Source organism: Ectobacillus ponti (assembly GCF_024294785.1).
Lineage (GTDB): Bacteria > Bacillota > Bacilli > Bacillales > Bacillaceae_G > Ectobacillus > Ectobacillus ponti.
In genome coordinates, this window is record NZ_JANCLT010000003.1 from 1 (window position 1) to 17,965 (window position 17,965).

Genomic DNA, 17,965 nt, shown 5'->3' on the forward strand with positions numbered 1-17,965 from the left:
GGCCTATAGCTCAGCTGGTTAGAGCGCACGCCTGATAAGCGTGAGGTCGATGGTTCGAGTCCATTTAGGCCCACCATCTTGCAAAAAAGTATACATCACCGTTCCGCAATAGCTCAGCGGTAGAGCAATCGGCTGTTAACCGATAGGTCGTAGGTTCGAATCCTACTTGCGGAGCCACATATGGCCCGTTGGTCAAGCGGTTAAGACACCGCCCTTTCACGGCGGTAACACGGGTTCGAATCCCGTACGGGTCATTCTGATCAGGACAGGCAATGAGAAGCATTTTCTCATTGCCTGTCCTTTTTTGTTTTTCAAAAAGGGAATGAGCCGACCAAATGAGAATATGAGTGATACAGAAGGAGGGAAGAGCAATGGAACAGCAGGTAGAGCAAGTATTTGCACCAGAGCTTTTGCAGGAGGCGGCAAGGCATTTTGGTGTTGAAGTGGAGGAGGAGTCTTTAAAGGCATTTGAGAGCTATATCTTTCGGGCTCACATACATACGGGGGAAGCGCGTATTCTTCGTATTACCCATTCCTCCCACCGCAGTCAGCCGCAAGTGGAAGCAGAGCTATCCTTTTTGGCTTATGCAGCGGAGCAAGGGGTATCGGTTGCCAAGCCATATCGCTCAAAGCATGGAAGACTTGTGGAGCGGCTGGAGGCTGTGGATGGGACGTATTTTCTTGCTTCTCTCTTTGCGTTTGCCCCGGGCAGGCATGTCGGTGAGTCGGATGACATCTGGGATGAACAGCTGTTTGAAATTTGGGGCAAAACTGCAGGTGCGCTGCATCGGGCAACAAAAGGGTTTCCGTATACACCGCACCGTCCACAATGGCAGCAGGAGAAGTACCTTTCTCTGGCGCTTGGGCATCCGGACAAGGAACTGCGGGCTGCTGCAGGGGAGCTTGTGGCATTCATCAGCAAGCTGCCCCGGGAGGAAGATGCTTTTGGTCTCATTCACAGCGACCTTCACCATGGCAACTTCTTCTACAGTGAGGGCGCACTTGTTGTGTTTGACTTTGATGATCTTATGTATCAGTATTTCATTCATGACCTGGCCATTATATTGTACTATTCTGTGCTGCGGAGAGAGGGTACACAGGAGGAAAAGGATGCCTTTGCCAAGCAGCAGCTGTTTGCTCTGCGCAAGGGCTATGAGACAGAGCATATGCTTTCCGACACATGGTATGCGCAAATTCCGCTGTTCCTGCGGCTGCGGGATATCGTGCTCTATGTTGTGATATCACAGAAATTTGAAGGACAAGAAATGCCGGCAAGCCTGCAAGCAACATTGCGGCAGATACGGGAGCGAATTCGGAACAAACAGCCAATTGTGAATCTGTAGGAGGGATGAGAGGATGGAAGGGGAGGTAATTGTCCGGGAAAGGCCAAGGAAAAGACGGCTGCTTCGTTTTTTGAGCATAACAGCTGCCTGTATCGTCTTATTGCTCGGCTCCGCGTATGCGGGAGGGCGGGCTTATCTGAAGCGCAGTTTGCCGGATATAAGCGGTGAGACGCACGTCATGGGCCTGCAGGGAGCTGTAACGGTTACCAGAGACGGGCGGGGAGTGCCGCATATTGAGGCTCAGAGCGAGCAGGATTTGTATATGGCACAGGGGTATGTGACGGCGCAGGACCGTCTATTCCAGATGGACTTAAGCCGGCGCCAGGCTTCGGGAAGACTGAGTGAGGTTGTCGGGAAGAAGGCCATTGAGCGGGATAAATTTTTCCGCGCATTTGGGCTCCGCCGGGCGGCTGAAGCCTCTTACGGGATATACTCTGAGCAGGCAAAGAAGGTTTTGCAATGGTATGCAGATGGTGTAAACCGCTATATAGAAGAAGCGCGCACCGGCAACCGGCTGCCGTTTGAGTTTACGCTCCTAGGCTACGAACCGGAAGCATGGACACCGATTGATTCACTGACAATCGGCAAGTATATGGCTTATGATTTGGGCGGGCATTGGCAGGGGCAAGCATTCCGCTATCAGCTGCTGCAGACCGTACCGCAGGAAAAAGCGGCAGATTTGTTTCCTTCTTATCCAAAGGATGGGGCTGTTATTATGGCGGCTCTGGGGAATACAAACCTGAATGTGAAGTCGTTGGCAGCAGCACCGATTCCCAATGAGTTTAACGGCAGCAACAACTGGGTGGTCAGCGGCGAAAAGACGAAATCCGGCAAGCCGCTGCTTGCGGATGATCCGCACCTGTCGCTTGCAACACCGTCCATATGGTATCAATCGCATTTGCAGGCGCCCGGGATAAATGTAAGCGGTGTTATTTTTGCGGGCATTCCCGGCATTATTTTGGGACATAACGAGAATATTGCCTGGGGTGTGACAAATGTCGGCCCGGATGTGCAGGATTTGTACATTGAAAAACGCAACCCGGAGAACGCCAGACAATTTCTGTATCAGAACCAGTGGGAGCAGGCTCAGGTGATAGCTGAACGAATCCGCGTAAAGGACCAGGACCCGGTTGATTATGAGGTTGTCATCACCCGGCACGGTCCCATTATTTCGGAGTTTGCCAAGGATAAGAGTGCAGACACAGCTTTAGCTTTAAAATGGACGGCAGCCGAAGCATCAACAGAGCTGGAAGCAGTGCTGCTGATGAATAAAGCGAAGGATTGGGACAGCTTTAAGCAAGCGTTGACCTACTTCCACACGCCGGCGCAAAACTTCGTGTTTGCTTCTAAAGATGGAACAATTGCTTACCGGGCGAATGGGAAAATTCCCATCCGCAGCAAAGGGGACAGTCTGCTGCCGGTACCGGGCTGGACGGGTGAATACGAGTGGAGCGGCTATATCCCGTGGGAGGAGCTGCCGACACTGGTGAACCCGAAGGAAGGCTTTATCTCCACAGCGAACAATAAAGTCATTGCAGAGTATCCGTATCACATTACGCATACTTGGGCACAGCCATATCGGGCAGCCCGGATTCAGGAGGTGCTGCGGGATAAGAGCGCTCTCACTGTGAAAGACATGCAGCAGCTGCAGATGGATCAGAAGAATCTGCAGGCGAAGGAATTTGTGCCGATTTTCCTGCAGCATGTGCAGAAGGAAAAGCTGACCGCCATTGAAAAAGAAGCACTGGCAAGGCTTGAAAAATGGGACTTTGTGGATGGCCGAAATGAAGGAGCGCCGCTCGTGTTTCACATGTGGATGAATGAGATCAGCAATGTATTGTTTGCGAAAGAACTGTCAGCGGACATGCTGAAGCTATTTGAAGGAAAAGGGCAAGTCGTGGATGAACTCATCCGCAAGGCGCACAGCGGCAATCCCGGACCATGGATGAAGGACAGCGGCGGATTGGATGCTGTTGTAACGAAGGGGCTGCAGCAAGCCGTTGGCGGCATTGTGAAGCAGCAGGGTGAAAAAGTGGCAGATTGGAAATGGGGCACCTTCCATCGGCTGTCCTTTGTTCATCCATTATCAGCTGTCGGACCGCTCTCGTACTTGTTTAATCCGGAAACTCCCATTCCGGCAGGCGGCAGCCGTGTTACTGTACAGGCGGCCGGCTATGGAGAGGATGGCATCGTTAATCATGGCGCTTCCTGGCGTTTTGTAATTGACATGAGCGACACGACAACCGGCTATCATGTGGTGGGTCCAGGGCAGTCGGGCCATGTGGAGAGTGCCTGGTATCATGATCAAATGAAGGAATGGGTGAACGGGACATACCATGAAACAAAACTGACAAAGCCATCAGGCAAGGTATTGAAGCTGATCCCTGCGGCCGGCAAATGAAAGCACAGCATTTGGATACACTAACAAGTGCAAGGAGGGATGAGACATGACAAAAGTCAGAGAAGTCATGAGTACAGACATTTCCTGCTGTACAACACTTGATAATGTGTATGAGGCTGCTTTACGGATGAAGCAGGAGGATGTAGGCATCATTCCTGTCGTCGAAAATGACAGGCTGGTGGGAGTCGTCACAGATCGTGATTTGGTGGTGCGCGGCATTGCTGAAAAGCATCCGGGCTCCAATAAGATTACAAATGTAATGAGCACGGATATCATTTGTGTCAGTCCGGAGGATACAACTGAACGTGCAACAGAGCTTATGGCACAGCATCAGGTCCGCCGTCTTCCTGTTGTGGAGAACGGTAATGTGATTGGAATGCTGTCGTTGGGCGACCTGGCAGTGGAAAACCAGACTGATGACCAGGCAGGCTACGCCTTGAGCGAAATTTCAGAGCAGGATTGAACAGAAGAGAGGTGCTTTCCAAGGTGAGAAACTTTGGAATGGCACTTCTCTTTTTTTCTGTTTCATTTTATGATATATGGTAAGAAAATCATATATAGAAATATAGTTTTCAGGGGGTGGGAGAATGTTATCTGTGCATAAGGAGCCCAATTGGAGCCTTGTAACAAAGCAATTTCAAGAGCCGGAAACATTTACGGATTTACTGGCACTGCTGATTCCGGAACAGCCATATGGAAGCGGCGCAGAACGGGCCATCCTGGAGTGGCGGGAAACGCAATTTTACAAGCTGGAGAATCTGCAGCATTTCCTGTACTATGCCATGCATACAATTCGGGTGCTGCCGCGGTTTCATCGTGATGAGATGGCTGCAATTATGCGGATGATCCGATTGTGCCAGGAGGCAGGCTGGTATGAGCAGGCATATACTCTTTTGGAGCAGGAAGGCTTCAGCCTGTTTGTGCGGACAGCCCTTTCCGTGGAAGAGTGGGATGTGTGGAAGGAAATTGCCGCCTGGAATTATTTGATTGTGAGATGGAAAACAGGGAGATTGACAGAGGAGGATCACGCTGTTTGGGAGAGGGTTAAGTTTTGCGAAAGCTGGGCACTGAAGCATGCTGAGCTTGTTTCTCAGCGTGAGATGCTGGCGTTCACACTCTTTTATATGTGTGATCATATAAAAAGAATGCCGCGCCAAGAGGCGGAACGGGACATGATGCGGCTGGCCGAATTTTGTAATACATATATTGCTGAGATATACACATACGGCTTTTTCGTGGATTATGAAGCATTTGTAAAATATGCAGCGCACTATCAAATTCATGAGGCTGTTTTGGCGTCACAGCGGGCCGTTCTGGCGCAGGTTTGTGACCTGTTTGGCTATGATGCAGGACACAGCTATGATTTTATCAGTGAAATGGGCGATGTGATGACAGCTGCTGATTTTCACTTTTTACAGCAGCACAGAGAGTTTGTCGGCAAACTGCTTTCTTACATTATGTTTCTTGAAGCAGTACGGGTGCCCTCCCATGTTCTTTGCTTTGAGTCCCTTTTGGCAGGCTGCAAGGGATTGCGCTTCAAAGAGGAGCTGCTGCGGCAGTATGTATTTCCCTACCTGCATGAGAGTTTTATTTCCTTCTGCAGATATTTCCTGCGGAGCAAGCGCTATGAGAGCATTCATCATATTCTCTTCTACTGGTGCACAGATGAGCAGAGGCTGCGGCTTGAGGGGATGTATAATTTGAGTGCAGTCTATGAGAAATATGTCTGCGGCTGATAGAAGAAAAGGAAGGGCTGCTCATTTGAACAGCCCTTCCTTTTTTAGTAGTACAAACAAAGAGAAATGAGGGCCAGCAGAGTCACTCCGTAAAGAAGAGCCTGACTGGACGGAGATTGCTCAATACCAAGAAATTGGTTGACCTGCTGGTACCTGCGCATCACTTCTTGCTGCAGCATAATGTTCACCTTACTTTGGCAAATATAAAAGAGGATTTAGTGCGTTTGTTTTGCCGGAAGTCCATTCGCCTTTATGTAATTCAAAGTGAAGGTGCTGTCCAGTGGCATCTCCTGTATTCCCCATGTAGCCAAGCAATTGTCCTTGCTGGACCTGCTGCCCCACATTAACCGAACGGCTCTTCAGATGGGCGTACACGGTGGTATAGAGTGTTCCGTTTAACCGATGGGCAACAAATACAACATTCCCATAGCTGTTGGAATAATAGGACTTGCAAACTGTACCCGCTGCGGCTGCCTTCACCTCTACAGTCCCGGCTTTTGCAATATCAATGCCATAATGCATGGAACCCCATCTTATTCCAAATTCCGATGTGATGGAGCCTTCCGCAGGCATGGCCAACAGTGCGGTTGTCTGGACGGGAGCCGAACTCGCGGTCACCGGCTTGACGTATTGCAGCGCTACAAAGGCGCGTTTTCCGTTATGTACAATTTCATACCAGCTTCCTGTTTTCCCTGTAACGGTAACCTGTGATCCCTGTTGAAGCAGCCCGATACTATCGTAGCCCGTCCCGGGGCCGCTGCGGACACGCAATGCCGTGCAATTCACGTAATGAGAGGAAGAGGAAAGCGCTTGTACGGCAATATCGTTGCTTCGATTTGTTACAAATTCCTTCTTTACATATCCAATGGCTCCGTTTTGAAATACACGGTACCATCCATCGGTTTCCCCTTGTACGGAGATGTGTGTGCCATTGGAAAGGACATGCAGAACCGGATATGAGGAGCCTGGTCCAGACCTTACATTCAGGGCATCCGCTGTAACCGTATATGGCGCTGTCGTAGCCGGAGAGTCCGAAACATAAGCAGCCTTCACGTAGGCCGGCTCATTGTTGTAGCTGATTTTGTACCAATCGCCAGTCCGCTCTTGGATGGTTACCATGGTGCTTTGCGCCAGAGTGGTCAAAACAGGGGATTGCAGGCTGGGACCGCTGCGCACGTTCAAAGCAGAGACCGTCACGTATCCCGAAGTGGAGGCGGCATCTGCCTGCTGAGGCGTGGAATTAGAGTCTGCATATACGCTTGCAGATACTGCCGCTGCCCCCAAAGATACGGCGGCAAGTAGGATCGGCTTCATGATAACTTCCTCCTTTCAATTAAATCTGTATATTTTTACTATTAGTTTATTGAATCTATTAATATATTATAAGAATGTACCAACATTTTCAAGCGAATTTCCCCAATAGATGGAATGGTTTTGTCAGATTGTCGATCTGGCTTATGAAGAATCGGTGAAATTCACATGAATAGTCTGAAGGTTGCAGCATCTATAAGATGGTGCTATACTGAGTATAATTTAAATTGAATGTGCTGGGGGAGCCGGTTAATCGGCTGAGAGTGAGGCTGTGAGCCTCTGACCCTTATAACCTGATCCAGTTCATGCTGGCGGAGGGAAGCGGACCTAAGCGTATACATACGCCCGGCTTCCCTGCTTGGAAGTCGGGCTTTTTGCATATTTCAAACAGACCACTAGGGGTGCTGGAAAGCTGAGAGGGGCGGATGCCCTGACCCTTATTCACCTGATCTAGGTAATGCTAGCGAAGGGAAGTGGCATACATACAGCATTGTATGTACAGCCGCTTTCCTCCAAGGGAAGCGGCTTTTTATTTTACATAAGGGGGATGGGAGTATGAAATTTTCGGAGCAGTTGTTTCAAAAGGTACAGCCGATTTGGGAGCAAAGCCATCAGCATCCGTTTGTCACGGGAATTGGGGACGGGACACTGCCGCTGGACCGGTTTCAGTTTTATATAGTGCAAGATTACTTGTATTTATTGGATTATGCGAAGGTATACGCGCTTGGCGTGGTCAAAGCGACGGACCTGCAGGTCATGGCCCGCTTTGCCAAGCAGATTGACGGCATTCTGAATGGGGAGATGAGCATTCACCGGCACTATGCCGCCCGCCTTGGCATCACGGAGGAAGAGATTGAAGGGGCCAAGCCGGCAGCGATGAATCTGGCCTATACAAACTATATGCTGTCAGTGGCGCAGAACGGCACGTTGGCTGAGCTGGTCGCTTCCCTGCTGCCTTGCATGTGGAGCTATTGGGAAATCGGCAAACGGCTGAATGACCTCCAGGGAGCGGCGAAGCATCCCTTCTACGGGGAATGGATCCGCGGCTACAGCTCTGAGGAATATGCAGATTTGTGCCGTTGGGTCATTGAACTGTTTGATGATCTGACGGAGGGGAAAAGCAGCCGCGAGCTGAATCGTCTGGAAGAGATTTTCTTAAACACAAGCCGGTTCGAGTATTTATTCTGGGACATGGCCTATCGCAAGGAGATGTGGGGATTTCATGAACAGGCAACTGAGCTTTTCTAATGTGTCCTTCGCCTATGAAGGACAGCGGCATGTGCTGCAGCAGCTGAGCTTTTCCGTGGAGAACGGGGAGTTTGTCAGCATCATCGGGCCGAGCGGCTGCGGTAAAAGCACCTTATTCCGCCTCATTCTGGGGCTGGAGCAGGGACAGGAGGGAGACATTCTCACCCAAAAGCAAGCCGGCTATATGCCGCAGCAGGATTCGCTGCTGCCTTGGCGGACGGCGGCCGAGAACGCCGCGCTGTCGCTGGAGTGTCAGGGGGCAAAGAAGAAGGAGGCTGTCCGCATCGCCGGAGAGTATTTTGCCGCATTCGGGCTGGATGGCTATCACAGCAAGTATCCAAAAGATTTGTCCGGTGGCATGCGGCAGCGGGTCTCCTTTCTTCGGACCTTTCTGACGGGGGCAGATTTGCTCCTGCTGGATGAGCCATTCAGCGCGCTGGATGCCATCACCAAGGTGAAAATGCAGGAGTGGCTGCATGAGCAGCAGCGAAAGTGGGAGAAAACGGTTTTGTTCATTACGCATGATGTGGAGGAGGCACTGTTTCTCTCACAGCGCATCTTCGTTATAACAGAAACGCCGATCCGGCACATGCGGGAAGTTGTCGTGCCGCTGCCGGCGAAGCGGGAGCGCCACGACTTGAGCCGCCCTGAACTCGTCAGCCTGAAGGAAGAACTGCTGGAGCTGCTGAAGGAAGGGGTGCGGCTATGAAACGGACATTGACCCATGTACCGGCTGTGCTTACGGCGCTTATTTTGCTTGCTGCTTGGGAAGCAGGTGCCCGCTGGCTGGATGCCATGTACATTTTGCCATCTCCGACAGCGATTTTGCAGAAGATCTGGACGGTGCGAAGTGTGCTGCTGGCTGTTCATTTGCCTGCCACTCTGCTTGTCACTGTCATTGGCCTTGGCATCTCTATTGTGCTTGGCACCGGGCTGGCTGTCCTGATGAGCGCCAGCAAATGGATGGAGAGTATTTTTTATCCGCTTCTGGTGGCTTCACAAACCATTCCAACGACAGCGCTTGCTCCCTTATTTGTGCTCTGGTTCGGCTATTCCATTTGGAGCAAGGTGGTTGTCACGGTTCTCATCACCTTTTTCCCGATTGCCGTGAATACCTATGACGGTCTGCGGTCAGTGAAAAAGGAATGGGAGGAGCTGCTCTTTACATACGGTGCATCAAAGCGCGCCTTATTTTTCAAATTGAAGCTGCCGGCGGCCCTGCCGTACTTTTTCTCCGCCCTCAAGGTGGCGGTTCCGATGAGCGTCATCGGCGCAGCCATCGGGGAATGGCTCGGTGCGCAGGCAGGCCTTGGCTATTTCAGCAAACGCATGATGACACAGCTCGACGGAGCAGGCGTGTTTGCGCCGATTGTTCTCCTTTCTCTGTTGGCCATGCTGTTTGTTGGCATTGTGTCGCTGCTTGAAAAAAAATGGATTCATTGGAGGAATCATCTATGAAGCTTATAAAATATCTCATGACTGCGGTCCTGATGCTGGGCATCCTTTCGGGGTGTGCCACAAAAACAACAAGCTCAGCAGGGAACAAGCAGGAAAAGGAAGTTACGGTGGTGCTGGACTGGTACCCGAATGCCGTACATAGCTTCCTGTATGCCGCCATTGAAAAGGGATACTTCAAGGAAGAAGGCATCAATGTAAAGATTCAGTTTCCGGCAAATCCGACCGACCCGCTTACGCTAACAGCGGCGGGAAAAGCGACAGTCGGACTGTATTATCAGCCGGATGTCGTCATTGCCCGGGCAAATGAAGGAGTGCCGGTTACCTCTATTGGAGCGGTTGTCCGTTCTCCCCTGAACCACGTTGTGTCCCTGGAAGCAGCAGGCATCAAGTCACCGAAGGATTTGGAAGGAAAGACGGTCGGTTCTTCCGGCACGCCATTGAGCGAGGAATATGTAAAAGCGATGGTGAAGCAGGACGGCGGAGACCCAAGCAAGGTGAAAATTGTAGACGTTGGCTTTGATTTGGTGGCGGCGCTGATTACCAAGAAGGTAGATGCCGTGACAGGCGCTTACATCAACCATGAGGTTCCTGTTCTGCGCCATGAGGGCTATCCGCCTGCTTACTTCGATCCAGCGAAATACGGTGTCCCGAATTATTATGAGCTGGTCTTTGTGACTGGGGACAGCACGCTGAAGAAGGACAAGAAAACGCTGCAGGCCTTCCTGCGCGGCGCACAAAAAGGCTATGAATTTATGAAACAGAATCCGGATGAGGCGCTGAAGATTCTGCTGGCCCATCAGGAGAAGGAAAACTTCCCGCTCATTCCTGAGGTGGAGAAGGAAAGCATGAATATTTTGCTTGGGAAAATGGAAAGCCCGCAGGAAGCGTTCCTGTCACAAACGTCAGCCTCTTGGGAAGAGCAAAACAAATGGCTGAAGGACAAGGGGATGGCCAAGCAAATGGTTCCGGCGGATGAGCTGTTCCACGACATTTTGAAGTAGGTGCTGAAATGGGGAGGGGCTTTCATCTTGTTTCAAACGGCCGCATGAGCTTTGAGGAAATGGCGGCGGCAGCGAAGGAGGCAGATTTCCTGCATCTTCGGGAGCCGGGAAAAAGCGCCAGAGAATTGAGTGAGGGAATTGAACTGCTGCTGAAGCAGGGTGTCCTGCCGGAAAAAATCATTGTCAATGATAGGGTGGATGTTGCCATGGCGAAGGGTGTGCATGGTGTACAGCTCGGGTACCGCAGCCTATCTGTTGCGGAGGTGAAGAGAGTGTGGCCGAATGTACGGACCGGCTGCTCTGTGCATTCTCTTGGGGAGGCAGAGGCGGCAGCCGCTTGCGGGGCGGATTGGCTCATCTATGGCCATATTTTTTCAACGAACTCCAAGGCCGGCGTGCCTCCAAGAGGGCTGGCAGAGCTGGCACTGATTGGAGAGCGGGTGCCGGTTCCGGTTCCGGTCATTGCCATCGGCGGCATGACTCCCGGGCGGATAGCGGAAGTCATGGAGGCCGGCGCGGCTGGCATTGCAGTGATGTCAGGGATCTGGGAGGCAGCAGATCCGGCTGCAGAGGTAAGGAAGTACCAAGAAGTCCTAAAGGGGATGAGATGATGAAGGGGTATGATGTTGTAATCATTGGCGGCGGTGTCATCGGCTGTTCCGTCGCTTACAGTCTATCCGGACGCGGCATGCGGGTGGCAGTGGTGGAACGTGCGCAGATTGGGGCGGAGGCATCGAATGCGGCTGCCGGCCTGCTGGGTGTGCAGGCCGAGTGGGATGAGCACGATCCGCTGTTTGAATTGGCGCGGCAAAGCCGGGCATTGTTCCCAAAGGTCGCTGTGCGCTTGCGGGAGCAAACCGGCATCGATATTGGCTACGAGGAAAAGGGGATTTACCGGGTGGCCCAGACGGATGGAGAGGCAGAGCGGCTGCAGTATATCATGCAGTGGCAGCGTCAAACCGGGGAAGCGTGTGAACTCATGGACGGGACAGAGCTGCGGGAGCGGGAGCCGCATTTGTCCTCCTCCATTATGAGTGCTTTGTTTTGCCCGCAGGACGGCCATGTGCTGGCACCTGATTTAACAAAAGCCTTTGCTCACGGTGCGGCCGCCTTGGGAGCGCATATTTATGAAGGCACAGAGGTACAGCGGCTCATTGTGGAGAATGGAAGAGTAACCGGAGTTGCCACGACTGCAGGAGTGTTCAGCTGCGATAAGGTCGTGACAGCAGCGGGTGCATGGAGCACGCCATTCCTGCAGCAGCCGGAGTGGGGGACCTATCCGGTGAAAGGGGAAATGGTTGCAGTCAAAAGCTATCGCCCGCTGCTGGCGGCTCCTATTTTTCAGGATGGCTTTTACCTCGTACCAAAGCGGGGCGGCCGCATCCTGATCGGGGCGACAAAGGTGGAGGGCAGCTATCAAAAGCATGTGGAGGCAGGCAGCGTGGCTTCCCTGTTGGAACGGGCAGCCTCTCTTTTACCGGATATTCGCACAGCTGAATGGGACGGGGCATGGTCCGGCTTGCGTCCGCAGTCCCGCCAGCAAATGCCGTATATCGGTCCTCATCCAGAAATGGAAGGAATGTATGTATGCACCGGCCATTACCGCAATGGAATTTTGCTTGCGCCTGTCACAGGAGAGCATATGGCCGATGTCATAGAAGGAAAGGAACAGGTGAACCTGTTGCAGGCCTTAGTAAAGGGGAGGGAGCAGCTTGCTTCTGCAAATTAACGGGAGAAAGATAGAGGTGCCTGAGGAAATTGGGACAGTGGAACAGCTTTTGGGTCACTTCGGATTGGAAGGAAAAATCGTTGTCGTAGAGCAAAATGGCAGTATCGTAGAGAAGCAGCAGCATCGGGACACATCTGTGTTTGCCGGTGACCAAATTGAGATCGTAACATTCGTAGGAGGCGGTTAATGATGTTGAAAATTGGTCCATATTCGTTTGAATCCCGATTGCTGTTGGGAACAGGGAAGTTTCCTGATTATGATGTGCAGCGGCAGGCGGTAGAGGAGTCTGAGGCGGAAATTTTGACGTTTGCGGTGCGCCGCATGAATATTTTTGAAGCGAACCAGCCGAATCTGCTGGATAAGCTGGATGTCACGAAATATACCCTGCTGCCGAATACTGCGGGTGCATCTACTGCGGAAGAAGCGGTGCGGATTGCCCGCCTAGCGAAAGCATCCGGCTTGTGCGACATGATCAAAGTGGAGGTCATCGGCGACCCGAAAACCTTGCTGCCTGATCCGGTGGAGACATTAAAGGCAAGCGAGCAGCTGCTGGCGGAAGGCTTTATCGTTCTGCCATACACGTCTGATGATGTGCTGCTTGCCAAGCGTCTGCAGGATCTTGGCGTGCACGCTATCATGCCGGGAGCATCCCCGATCGGCTCAGGGCTGGGCATTGTCAATCCGTTGAACTTAAGCTTTATCATTGAACAGGCACGTGTTCCGGTCATTGTGGATGCCGGCCTTGGCAGCCCGGCAGATGCCGCCAAGGCCATGGAAATGGGCGCAGACGGCGTCCTGCTGAACACGGCTGTATCCGGTGCCAAGGATCCGGTGAAAATGGCGGCAGCCATGAAGCTTGGAATTCAGGCCGGCCGGCTTGGCTTTGAAGCAGGCCGCATTGCCCGCAAGCGCTATGCGACTGCCAGCAGCCCTTTGGAAGGGATGAGCGTGCTTGAATAGATATTCCCGCCAGGTTCTATTCAAGCCAATTGGAGAAGCCGGCCAGTCGGCCTTGCAGGAGAAGCATGCGCTGATTATCGGGGCAGGGGCACTCGGCAGCGGAAATGCTGAAATGCTTGTCCGTGCCGGTGTCGGCCGTGTAACAATCGTGGACCGTGATTATGTGGATTGGAGCAACCTGCAGCGCCAGCAGCTGTATGCGGAGCTGGACGCGGCCGGACAATTGCCAAAGGCTGCGGCAGCCAAACGGCGGCTCCAGGCCATCAACAGTGAGGTGGAGATTGTCATCCATGTGGCGGATGCAACGGCAGAGCTCCTGGAGCGGCTGGCTGCGGATGCGGATGTCATCATCGATGCGACAGACAACTTTGAAACGCGCTTTATCATCAACGATGTGGCACAGAAGCTGGGAGTTCCCTGGATTTATGGAGCCTGTGTCGGCAGCTATGGCATTTCCTATACAATTTTGCCGGGAGAGACACCCTGCCTGTCCTGCTTGCTGCAGACCATTCCGCTTGGCGGGGCGACCTGCGACACGGCCGGCATCATTTCGCCGGCTGTGTCCATGACCGTCTCCCATCAGGTGGCGGAAGCACTGAAGCTGCTGAGCGGAAACCGGGAGGCGCTGCGACGCGAGCTCGTCTCCTTCGATGTATGGTCCAACGAATATTCGGCTGTCCGCGTGCAGGCCATGAAGAAGGAGAGCTGTCCTTCCTGTGGGCCCGATGCGGTCCACCCTTACTTACAGCGGGAAAATACGTCACAGGCAGCCGTGCTGTGCGGCCGCGACACCGTGCAAATCCGTTTGCCGCAAGCAGTGCCCATTGAAGAGTACAGACGGAATTTGCCGCCTCATGCGGAGCATATTGTACAGAATCCGTATCTACTGTCCTTCTCCCTGGATGGAAAGCGGTTTGTCCTGTTCCGTGACGGCCGATTGCTCCTCCATGGAACAAAGGACATTACAGAGGCGCGGACAATCTATCACCGTTACTTTGGATAATGCAGGGGTGGCCCAAGTGCTTGAGCATAAGGGCCACCCTTTTTTGTGCTCCCGTAATGGGGCGAAACAATCAATAGTGTGATGGAACAAAACAGAAGGATAGGAAACAATCCCATCAATAGAATTTGTAGTGGTGGAACAAAAAAGTGTGAAAACGGAACAATTATTCCGAAAAATGGAACAAATATCTCGGAAAATGAAACAATTCTTGCCGGAGAGTCACTTCCATTCCACCATATGTCTCCTTTGGGGCTGCTGCTGGATCAAAATATATAGCGTTTCGCGCTGAGAGAACCATTTTGCAGCAGGAATTGTCACACCGAATATGGAAAAGGGGAGCCCATTCACCCCAAAGGCTCCTTCAGTCCGTCCTTATTGCAAAGCTTGCTCCAAATCGGCAATGAGCTCCTGTACGGGTTCCAGTCCGACAGCAAGCCGGATTAGGCCGGGGCTGAAGCCTTGCTGCCGCAGCTGTTCCTCATTGTAGCCATAATTCGGAGAGAGGGCGAGGCTTTCAAAGGAGCCGTATGAGAGGCCGATCCGAAATACCTGCAGCTTGTCGATGACCTGTTGTACTGCCTCATAGCTTTCTTCCTGTAAAGTGAAGGTCAGGAGGCCGGAGTATCCATGCAACTGCCTCAGTCCCAGTTCATAGTCCGGATGGGAGGGGAGCCCTGGATACTGCACCTGGGCCACCGCGCCGTGAGACGAAAGGAACCGGGCCACTTGAAGGGCGTTCTCCTCGTGGGCCTTCATGCGCAGCGGCAAGGTCCGCAGCCCCCGCAGCAGCAGCGAAGCAACTGCCGGCGCCATGATGCCGCCATACAGCAGGTATTCCTTCTCAAACAGCTCTTTCATGACGGCAGCACTCGTAATAACGGCACCGCCAACCAAATCACTGTGTCCGCCCAAGTATTTGGAAGCCGAATGAACCACGATGTCAAAGCCATACAGCAGCGGCTTTTGAAACAGCGGTGTCGCCCATGTATTATCAATAATGGTCCGGATGCCGCGTGATTTTGCCAAATCCGCCACCCCCTGCAAGTCCACAAGGCGCAACTGCAAATCCGTCGGGCTTTCCACGTAGATGACCTTCGTGCCAGGCTGAATCGCGCTTGCGATGTCAGCAATGTCCACAGAAGGGACAACCGAATGGGTGATGCCGAACTTCTGCAGATATGTAATCAAATCCATGGTTTGCTGGTACACATGGCTGACACAAAGGATATGGTCGCCGCTCTGCAGACTATTGTGCAGGGCGGCGCTGATGGCAGCCGCGCCGGAGGCGAAGCATTTGCAGCGCTCGCCCCGCTCCAGCGCCGCAAGCTTTTTCTCGGCGATTTCCACAGTAGGGTTTGTGCCGCGCCAATACACGTAGCTTTTACGTTCATCCGCCACTGCCTGTCCGAGTTCATCCAAGGTTGGATACAAGAACAGGCTGTTGCCGAACGTGGGCGGAATGACTGCTTCGAGAAAGCGCTCAGGGTCTTCTCCTTCATACAAGCAAATGCGTTTGTCTTCATCATATTGATCCTGCAGAAGCATACGCCTTCCTCCATTCTGTAGTTCGCTCTGTCCTCAGTATGGAGAGAAAGGCAAATTTCATGCGCAAAAAATTTTATGTCATGAATAAACCTTGCTATACTACATAATAAGCTATAAGAGATGGGGGAAGGAAATGCTGCAACATACAGGATTAGTGCTTGAGGGCGGCGGCATGCGCGGCGTGTATACAGCCGGTGTGCTGGAGTATTTTATGGAAAAGGATTTGTATTTCCCGTACACAATCGGGGTGTCCGCGGGGGCGTGCAATGCCGCGTCTTACCTGGCGCGGCAGAAGGAACGCAATAAGCAGGTAAACATCGGCTACATCAATCATCCCAACTACTTATCCTACAAAAACCTGTGGCGGAAGCGGCAGCTGTTTGACATGGATTTTATTTTTCGGGAAATACCGACACAGCATGTGCCGTTTGACTTCAATACGTATCGGGATGCATCAGAGCGGTTCCTGATCGGCACAACGGATTGTGAGACAGGGCAGCCGGTGTATTTTGACAAGGAAGGCACCGATGAAGAAATGCTGCTGCTGCTGCAGGCATCCAGTTCGCTTCCGTTCGTGGCGCCGATTGTGGAGTTCCGGGGGAAGAAGCTGCTCGATGGCGGCATTTCCGATCCGATTCCGCTGCGCAAATCCCAGCAGGACGGCAACGTGAAAAACATCCTGATTCTGACGCGCAACCAGGGCTATCAGAAGAAAAAATCCAGCTTTGGTTGGGTGGCAGGCCGGGCGTACAGGCAGTATCCGAAGCTGGTGGAGAGTATGCTGAACCGATACCAGTCGTATAATGAAACGCTGCAATATATTGAGGAGCAGGAGCAGGAAGGAAAGGTGTTCCTCATCCGTCCGATGGAGAAGCTGGAGGTTGGGCGCGTGGAAAAGGATCCGCAGAAGCTGGAAGCATTATATATGCAGGGCTATCGCGATGCGGAGCGCCTGTATGATGGCCTGCAGCGTTTCCTGGAAAAATAGGCTGACCCATTCGAGTCAGCCTCTTCGCCATGCGGGTCAAGGCTGGAGGAGCAGGGGCAAAAGCAGAAGCGGGATGGCCACGAGCAGCGAGCCGCCAACGACGGCCGTCATGTCCCGCCCAAGCAAGGGCTCAACCGGGTTGCTTGCCGGTGAGGTCAGAAAGCGAAGAAGCCGGTCCGCTCTGCTGCGTTTTCTCGGAAAATCCGGCACATCCACCTTATAGGCATCCAAATGCTGCTTCAATTTATGTTCCTTCTGAAAAGGATCTTGTGTCAAGGTCCTCCACCTCCAGTATCAATTTGAGCTGCTTCAGTCCATGGTGCAGCCGGGATTTTACCGTGCCGAGCGGAATACTTAAAATGTCGGCAATCTCCTTTTGCGGCAGGTCATGATAATATGCCAGCAGAATGACGGCCCGCTGCTCCTCAGATAGCTGCAGCAGCGCCTCGCGGATGGTCAGCCGGTCTTCAGGCGAGGGCGCCGGCTCTGCGGCGGGGGCCAAGAATGGCAGAAGCGAGCGCCATTTTCTGCGGCGGTTCAGCTTATTGATCATCAGGCGGTAGCCGATTTGAAGCAGATAAGACTTCACACGCCCTTTTTCCGGCTGATAGCTTTGCTTGTTCCGCTCCAGCATGAGAAAGGCATCCTGCACCAAATCCATGCTCAGCTGCTCATCATGGCTGAAGCGGTATAAAAAGGTGTACAGCGGGCCCTTTAAGAGCACATACAGTCTATCAAACGCTGCTCCGTCTCCCTGCTGAAAACGGAGCATGAGCCCCTCCTCTGTCTCAAACGGCTCCATGCTTTTGCAGCTCCTTCAATCCCTTCAAAATAAGAGAAATGCGGCTTACCAAATACAGAATGGCAACAAGGGTCCATGCCTGCGCCTGGTTGGTGAAAAACTGGACATAGTTATTGGTGATGGTATGCCCGCCCATCACCAGGAAGTTCAGCACCTGCACACAGATGACCGCGTAAGCAGCCAGGATGAGTGAAAGTGTATCAAACACATTCCAACGGAAAAACACCTTTGTTTGTTGAAAATCAATTTTTCGCCGTGCATCCCGTACAATATACTTCCGGTCAAATGGAATCACAATTGCCAGAATCAATACAATCATCACACCAGCTACTATTAATGAAGCAATCCAGCCTGTTGTCATGTAAAACGCCTCCAGTTTTGTATTTTCATAAGTATATACAAATGAAGAGGGGGGAAGGTTCAACTTATGTAAAAAAAAA

19 protein-coding genes, 2 tRNA genes and 2 riboswitches are annotated in these 17,965 nt (G+C 52.3%); of the genes, 16 read left to right on the plus strand and 5 right to left on the minus strand.

The genetic code is table 11. The features are described 5' to 3' along the window. Nucleotides 1-102 precede the first annotated feature (102 nt). The 6 genes from NK662_RS06155 to NK662_RS06180 all read left to right on the plus strand — a co-directional run bounded on the left by NK662_RS06155 (nt 103) and on the right by NK662_RS06180 (nt 5,480). Nucleotides 103-177: transfer RNA gene (locus tag NK662_RS06155), tRNA-Asn, on the plus strand. A gap of 5 nt (nt 178-182) precedes the next feature. After that, a tRNA-Glu gene (locus NK662_RS06160) sits at nt 183-254 on the plus strand. A gap of 117 nt (nt 255-371) precedes the next feature. Beyond that, nucleotides 372-1,343 carry a phosphotransferase enzyme family protein gene (locus tag NK662_RS06165; protein ID WP_254758043.1) on the plus strand — a complete coding sequence of 324 codons (972 nt, stop codon included), beginning with the start codon at nt 372-374 and terminating at the stop codon, nt 1,341-1,343. A 13-nt stretch (nt 1,344-1,356) separates the two neighbouring features. Further along, nucleotides 1,357-3,744, plus strand: coding sequence for a penicillin acylase family protein (locus NK662_RS06170; RefSeq protein WP_254758044.1), 2,388 nt, complete (start codon nt 1,357-1,359; stop codon nt 3,742-3,744). A 46-nt stretch (nt 3,745-3,790) separates the two neighbouring features. Further along, a complete protein-coding gene (locus NK662_RS06175) occupies nt 3,791-4,207 on the plus strand; it encodes a CBS domain-containing protein (protein WP_254758045.1) in 417 nt (138 codons plus the stop codon). A 124-nt stretch (nt 4,208-4,331) separates the two neighbouring features. Further along, nucleotides 4,332-5,480, plus strand: a complete 1,149-nt coding sequence (locus NK662_RS06180; protein ID WP_254758046.1) for a DUF3965 domain-containing protein — start codon at nt 4,332-4,334, stop codon at nt 5,478-5,480. 189 nt (nt 5,481-5,669) lie between these two features. Here the strand turns inward: NK662_RS06180 and NK662_RS06185 are convergent, their stop codons facing one another. Further along, nucleotides 5,670-6,794, minus strand: a complete 1,125-nt coding sequence (locus NK662_RS06185; protein ID WP_254758047.1) for an SH3 domain-containing protein — start codon at nt 6,792-6,794, stop codon at nt 5,670-5,672. Between the two features lie 225 nt (nt 6,795-7,019). Continuing rightward, a riboswitch (TPP riboswitch) is annotated at nt 7,020-7,128 on the plus strand. A 50-nt stretch (nt 7,129-7,178) separates the two neighbouring features. Then, nucleotides 7,179-7,280: riboswitch (TPP riboswitch) on the plus strand. A 66-nt stretch (nt 7,281-7,346) separates the two neighbouring features. Here NK662_RS06185 and tenA point away from each other — a divergent pair. Genes tenA through NK662_RS06230 form a run of 9 tightly spaced genes read left to right on the plus strand, consistent with a single transcriptional unit; the run spans nt 7,347 to nt 14,190 of the window. After that, nucleotides 7,347-8,039 carry a thiaminase II gene (gene tenA / locus NK662_RS06190; RefSeq protein WP_254758048.1) on the plus strand — a complete coding sequence of 231 codons (693 nt, stop codon included), beginning with the start codon at nt 7,347-7,349 and terminating at the stop codon, nt 8,037-8,039. Further along, a complete protein-coding gene (locus NK662_RS06195; RefSeq protein WP_254758049.1) occupies nt 8,014-8,748 on the plus strand; it encodes an ABC transporter ATP-binding protein in 735 nt (244 codons plus the stop codon). The genes tenA and NK662_RS06195 overlap by 26 nt, the downstream gene beginning before the upstream one ends. Continuing rightward, nucleotides 8,745-9,497: an ABC transporter permease gene (locus NK662_RS06200; protein ID WP_254758050.1), complete on the plus strand. Its 753-nt coding sequence runs from the start codon at nt 8,745-8,747 to the stop codon at nt 9,495-9,497. Before NK662_RS06195 ends, NK662_RS06200 begins: the two co-directional genes overlap by 4 nt. Before the next feature lie 32 nt (nt 9,498-9,529). After that, nucleotides 9,530-10,498: an ABC transporter substrate-binding protein gene (locus NK662_RS06205; RefSeq protein ID WP_438503604.1), complete on the plus strand. Its 969-nt coding sequence runs from the start codon at nt 9,530-9,532 to the stop codon at nt 10,496-10,498. A gap of 8 nt (nt 10,499-10,506) precedes the next feature. After that, on the plus strand, nt 10,507-11,109 hold the full coding sequence (locus NK662_RS06210) for a thiamine phosphate synthase (RefSeq protein ID WP_254758052.1): 603 nt from the start codon (nt 10,507-10,509) through the stop codon (nt 11,107-11,109). Then, nucleotides 11,106-12,227 carry a glycine oxidase ThiO gene (gene thiO, locus NK662_RS06215; protein ID WP_254758053.1) on the plus strand — a complete coding sequence of 374 codons (1,122 nt, stop codon included), beginning with the start codon at nt 11,106-11,108 and terminating at the stop codon, nt 12,225-12,227. Before NK662_RS06210 ends, thiO begins: the two co-directional genes overlap by 4 nt. Continuing rightward, on the plus strand, nt 12,211-12,414 hold the full coding sequence (thiS, locus tag NK662_RS06220; protein ID WP_254758054.1) for a sulfur carrier protein ThiS: 204 nt from the start codon (nt 12,211-12,213) through the stop codon (nt 12,412-12,414). Before thiO ends, thiS begins: the two co-directional genes overlap by 17 nt. A 2-nt stretch (nt 12,415-12,416) precedes the next feature. Continuing rightward, a complete protein-coding gene (locus NK662_RS06225) occupies nt 12,417-13,187 on the plus strand; it encodes a thiazole synthase (protein ID WP_254758520.1) in 771 nt (256 codons plus the stop codon). Next, nucleotides 13,180-14,190, plus strand: coding sequence for a thiazole biosynthesis adenylyltransferase ThiF (locus NK662_RS06230; RefSeq protein WP_254758055.1), 1,011 nt, complete (start codon nt 13,180-13,182; stop codon nt 14,188-14,190). Before NK662_RS06225 ends, NK662_RS06230 begins: the two co-directional genes overlap by 8 nt. Nucleotides 14,191-14,562: 372 nt before the next feature. Here the strand turns inward: NK662_RS06230 and NK662_RS06235 are convergent, their stop codons facing one another. After that, nucleotides 14,563-15,735 carry a trans-sulfuration enzyme family protein gene (locus NK662_RS06235; RefSeq protein WP_254758056.1) on the minus strand — a complete coding sequence of 391 codons (1,173 nt, stop codon included), beginning with the start codon at nt 15,733-15,735 and terminating at the stop codon, nt 14,563-14,565. Nucleotides 15,736-15,868: 133 nt separating this feature from the next. On the opposite strand from NK662_RS06235, the gene NK662_RS06240 reads away from it, so the two are divergent. Next, a complete protein-coding gene (locus NK662_RS06240; RefSeq protein ID WP_254758057.1) occupies nt 15,869-16,723 on the plus strand; it encodes a patatin-like phospholipase family protein in 855 nt (284 codons plus the stop codon). A gap of 36 nt (nt 16,724-16,759) precedes the next feature. Here NK662_RS06240 and NK662_RS06245 read toward each other — a convergent pair whose 3' ends face one another. The 3 genes from NK662_RS06245 to NK662_RS06255 are packed head-to-tail and all read right to left on the minus strand — an operon-like array spanning nt 16,760 to nt 17,886. Further along, the gene (locus NK662_RS06245; protein WP_438503596.1) at nt 16,760-16,966 is read right to left on the minus strand and encodes a hypothetical protein; all 207 of its coding nucleotides are present in this window, start codon (nt 16,964-16,966) and stop codon (nt 16,760-16,762) included. A 1-nt stretch (nt 16,967) separates the two neighbouring features. Further along, nucleotides 16,968-17,525, minus strand: a complete 558-nt coding sequence (locus NK662_RS06250; RefSeq protein ID WP_438503597.1) for an RNA polymerase sigma factor — start codon at nt 17,523-17,525, stop codon at nt 16,968-16,970. Continuing rightward, nucleotides 17,512-17,886, minus strand: a complete 375-nt coding sequence (locus NK662_RS06255; protein WP_254758059.1) for a hypothetical protein — start codon at nt 17,884-17,886, stop codon at nt 17,512-17,514. The genes NK662_RS06250 and NK662_RS06255 overlap by 14 nt, the downstream gene beginning before the upstream one ends. Nucleotides 17,887-17,965: the final 79 nt, after the last annotated feature.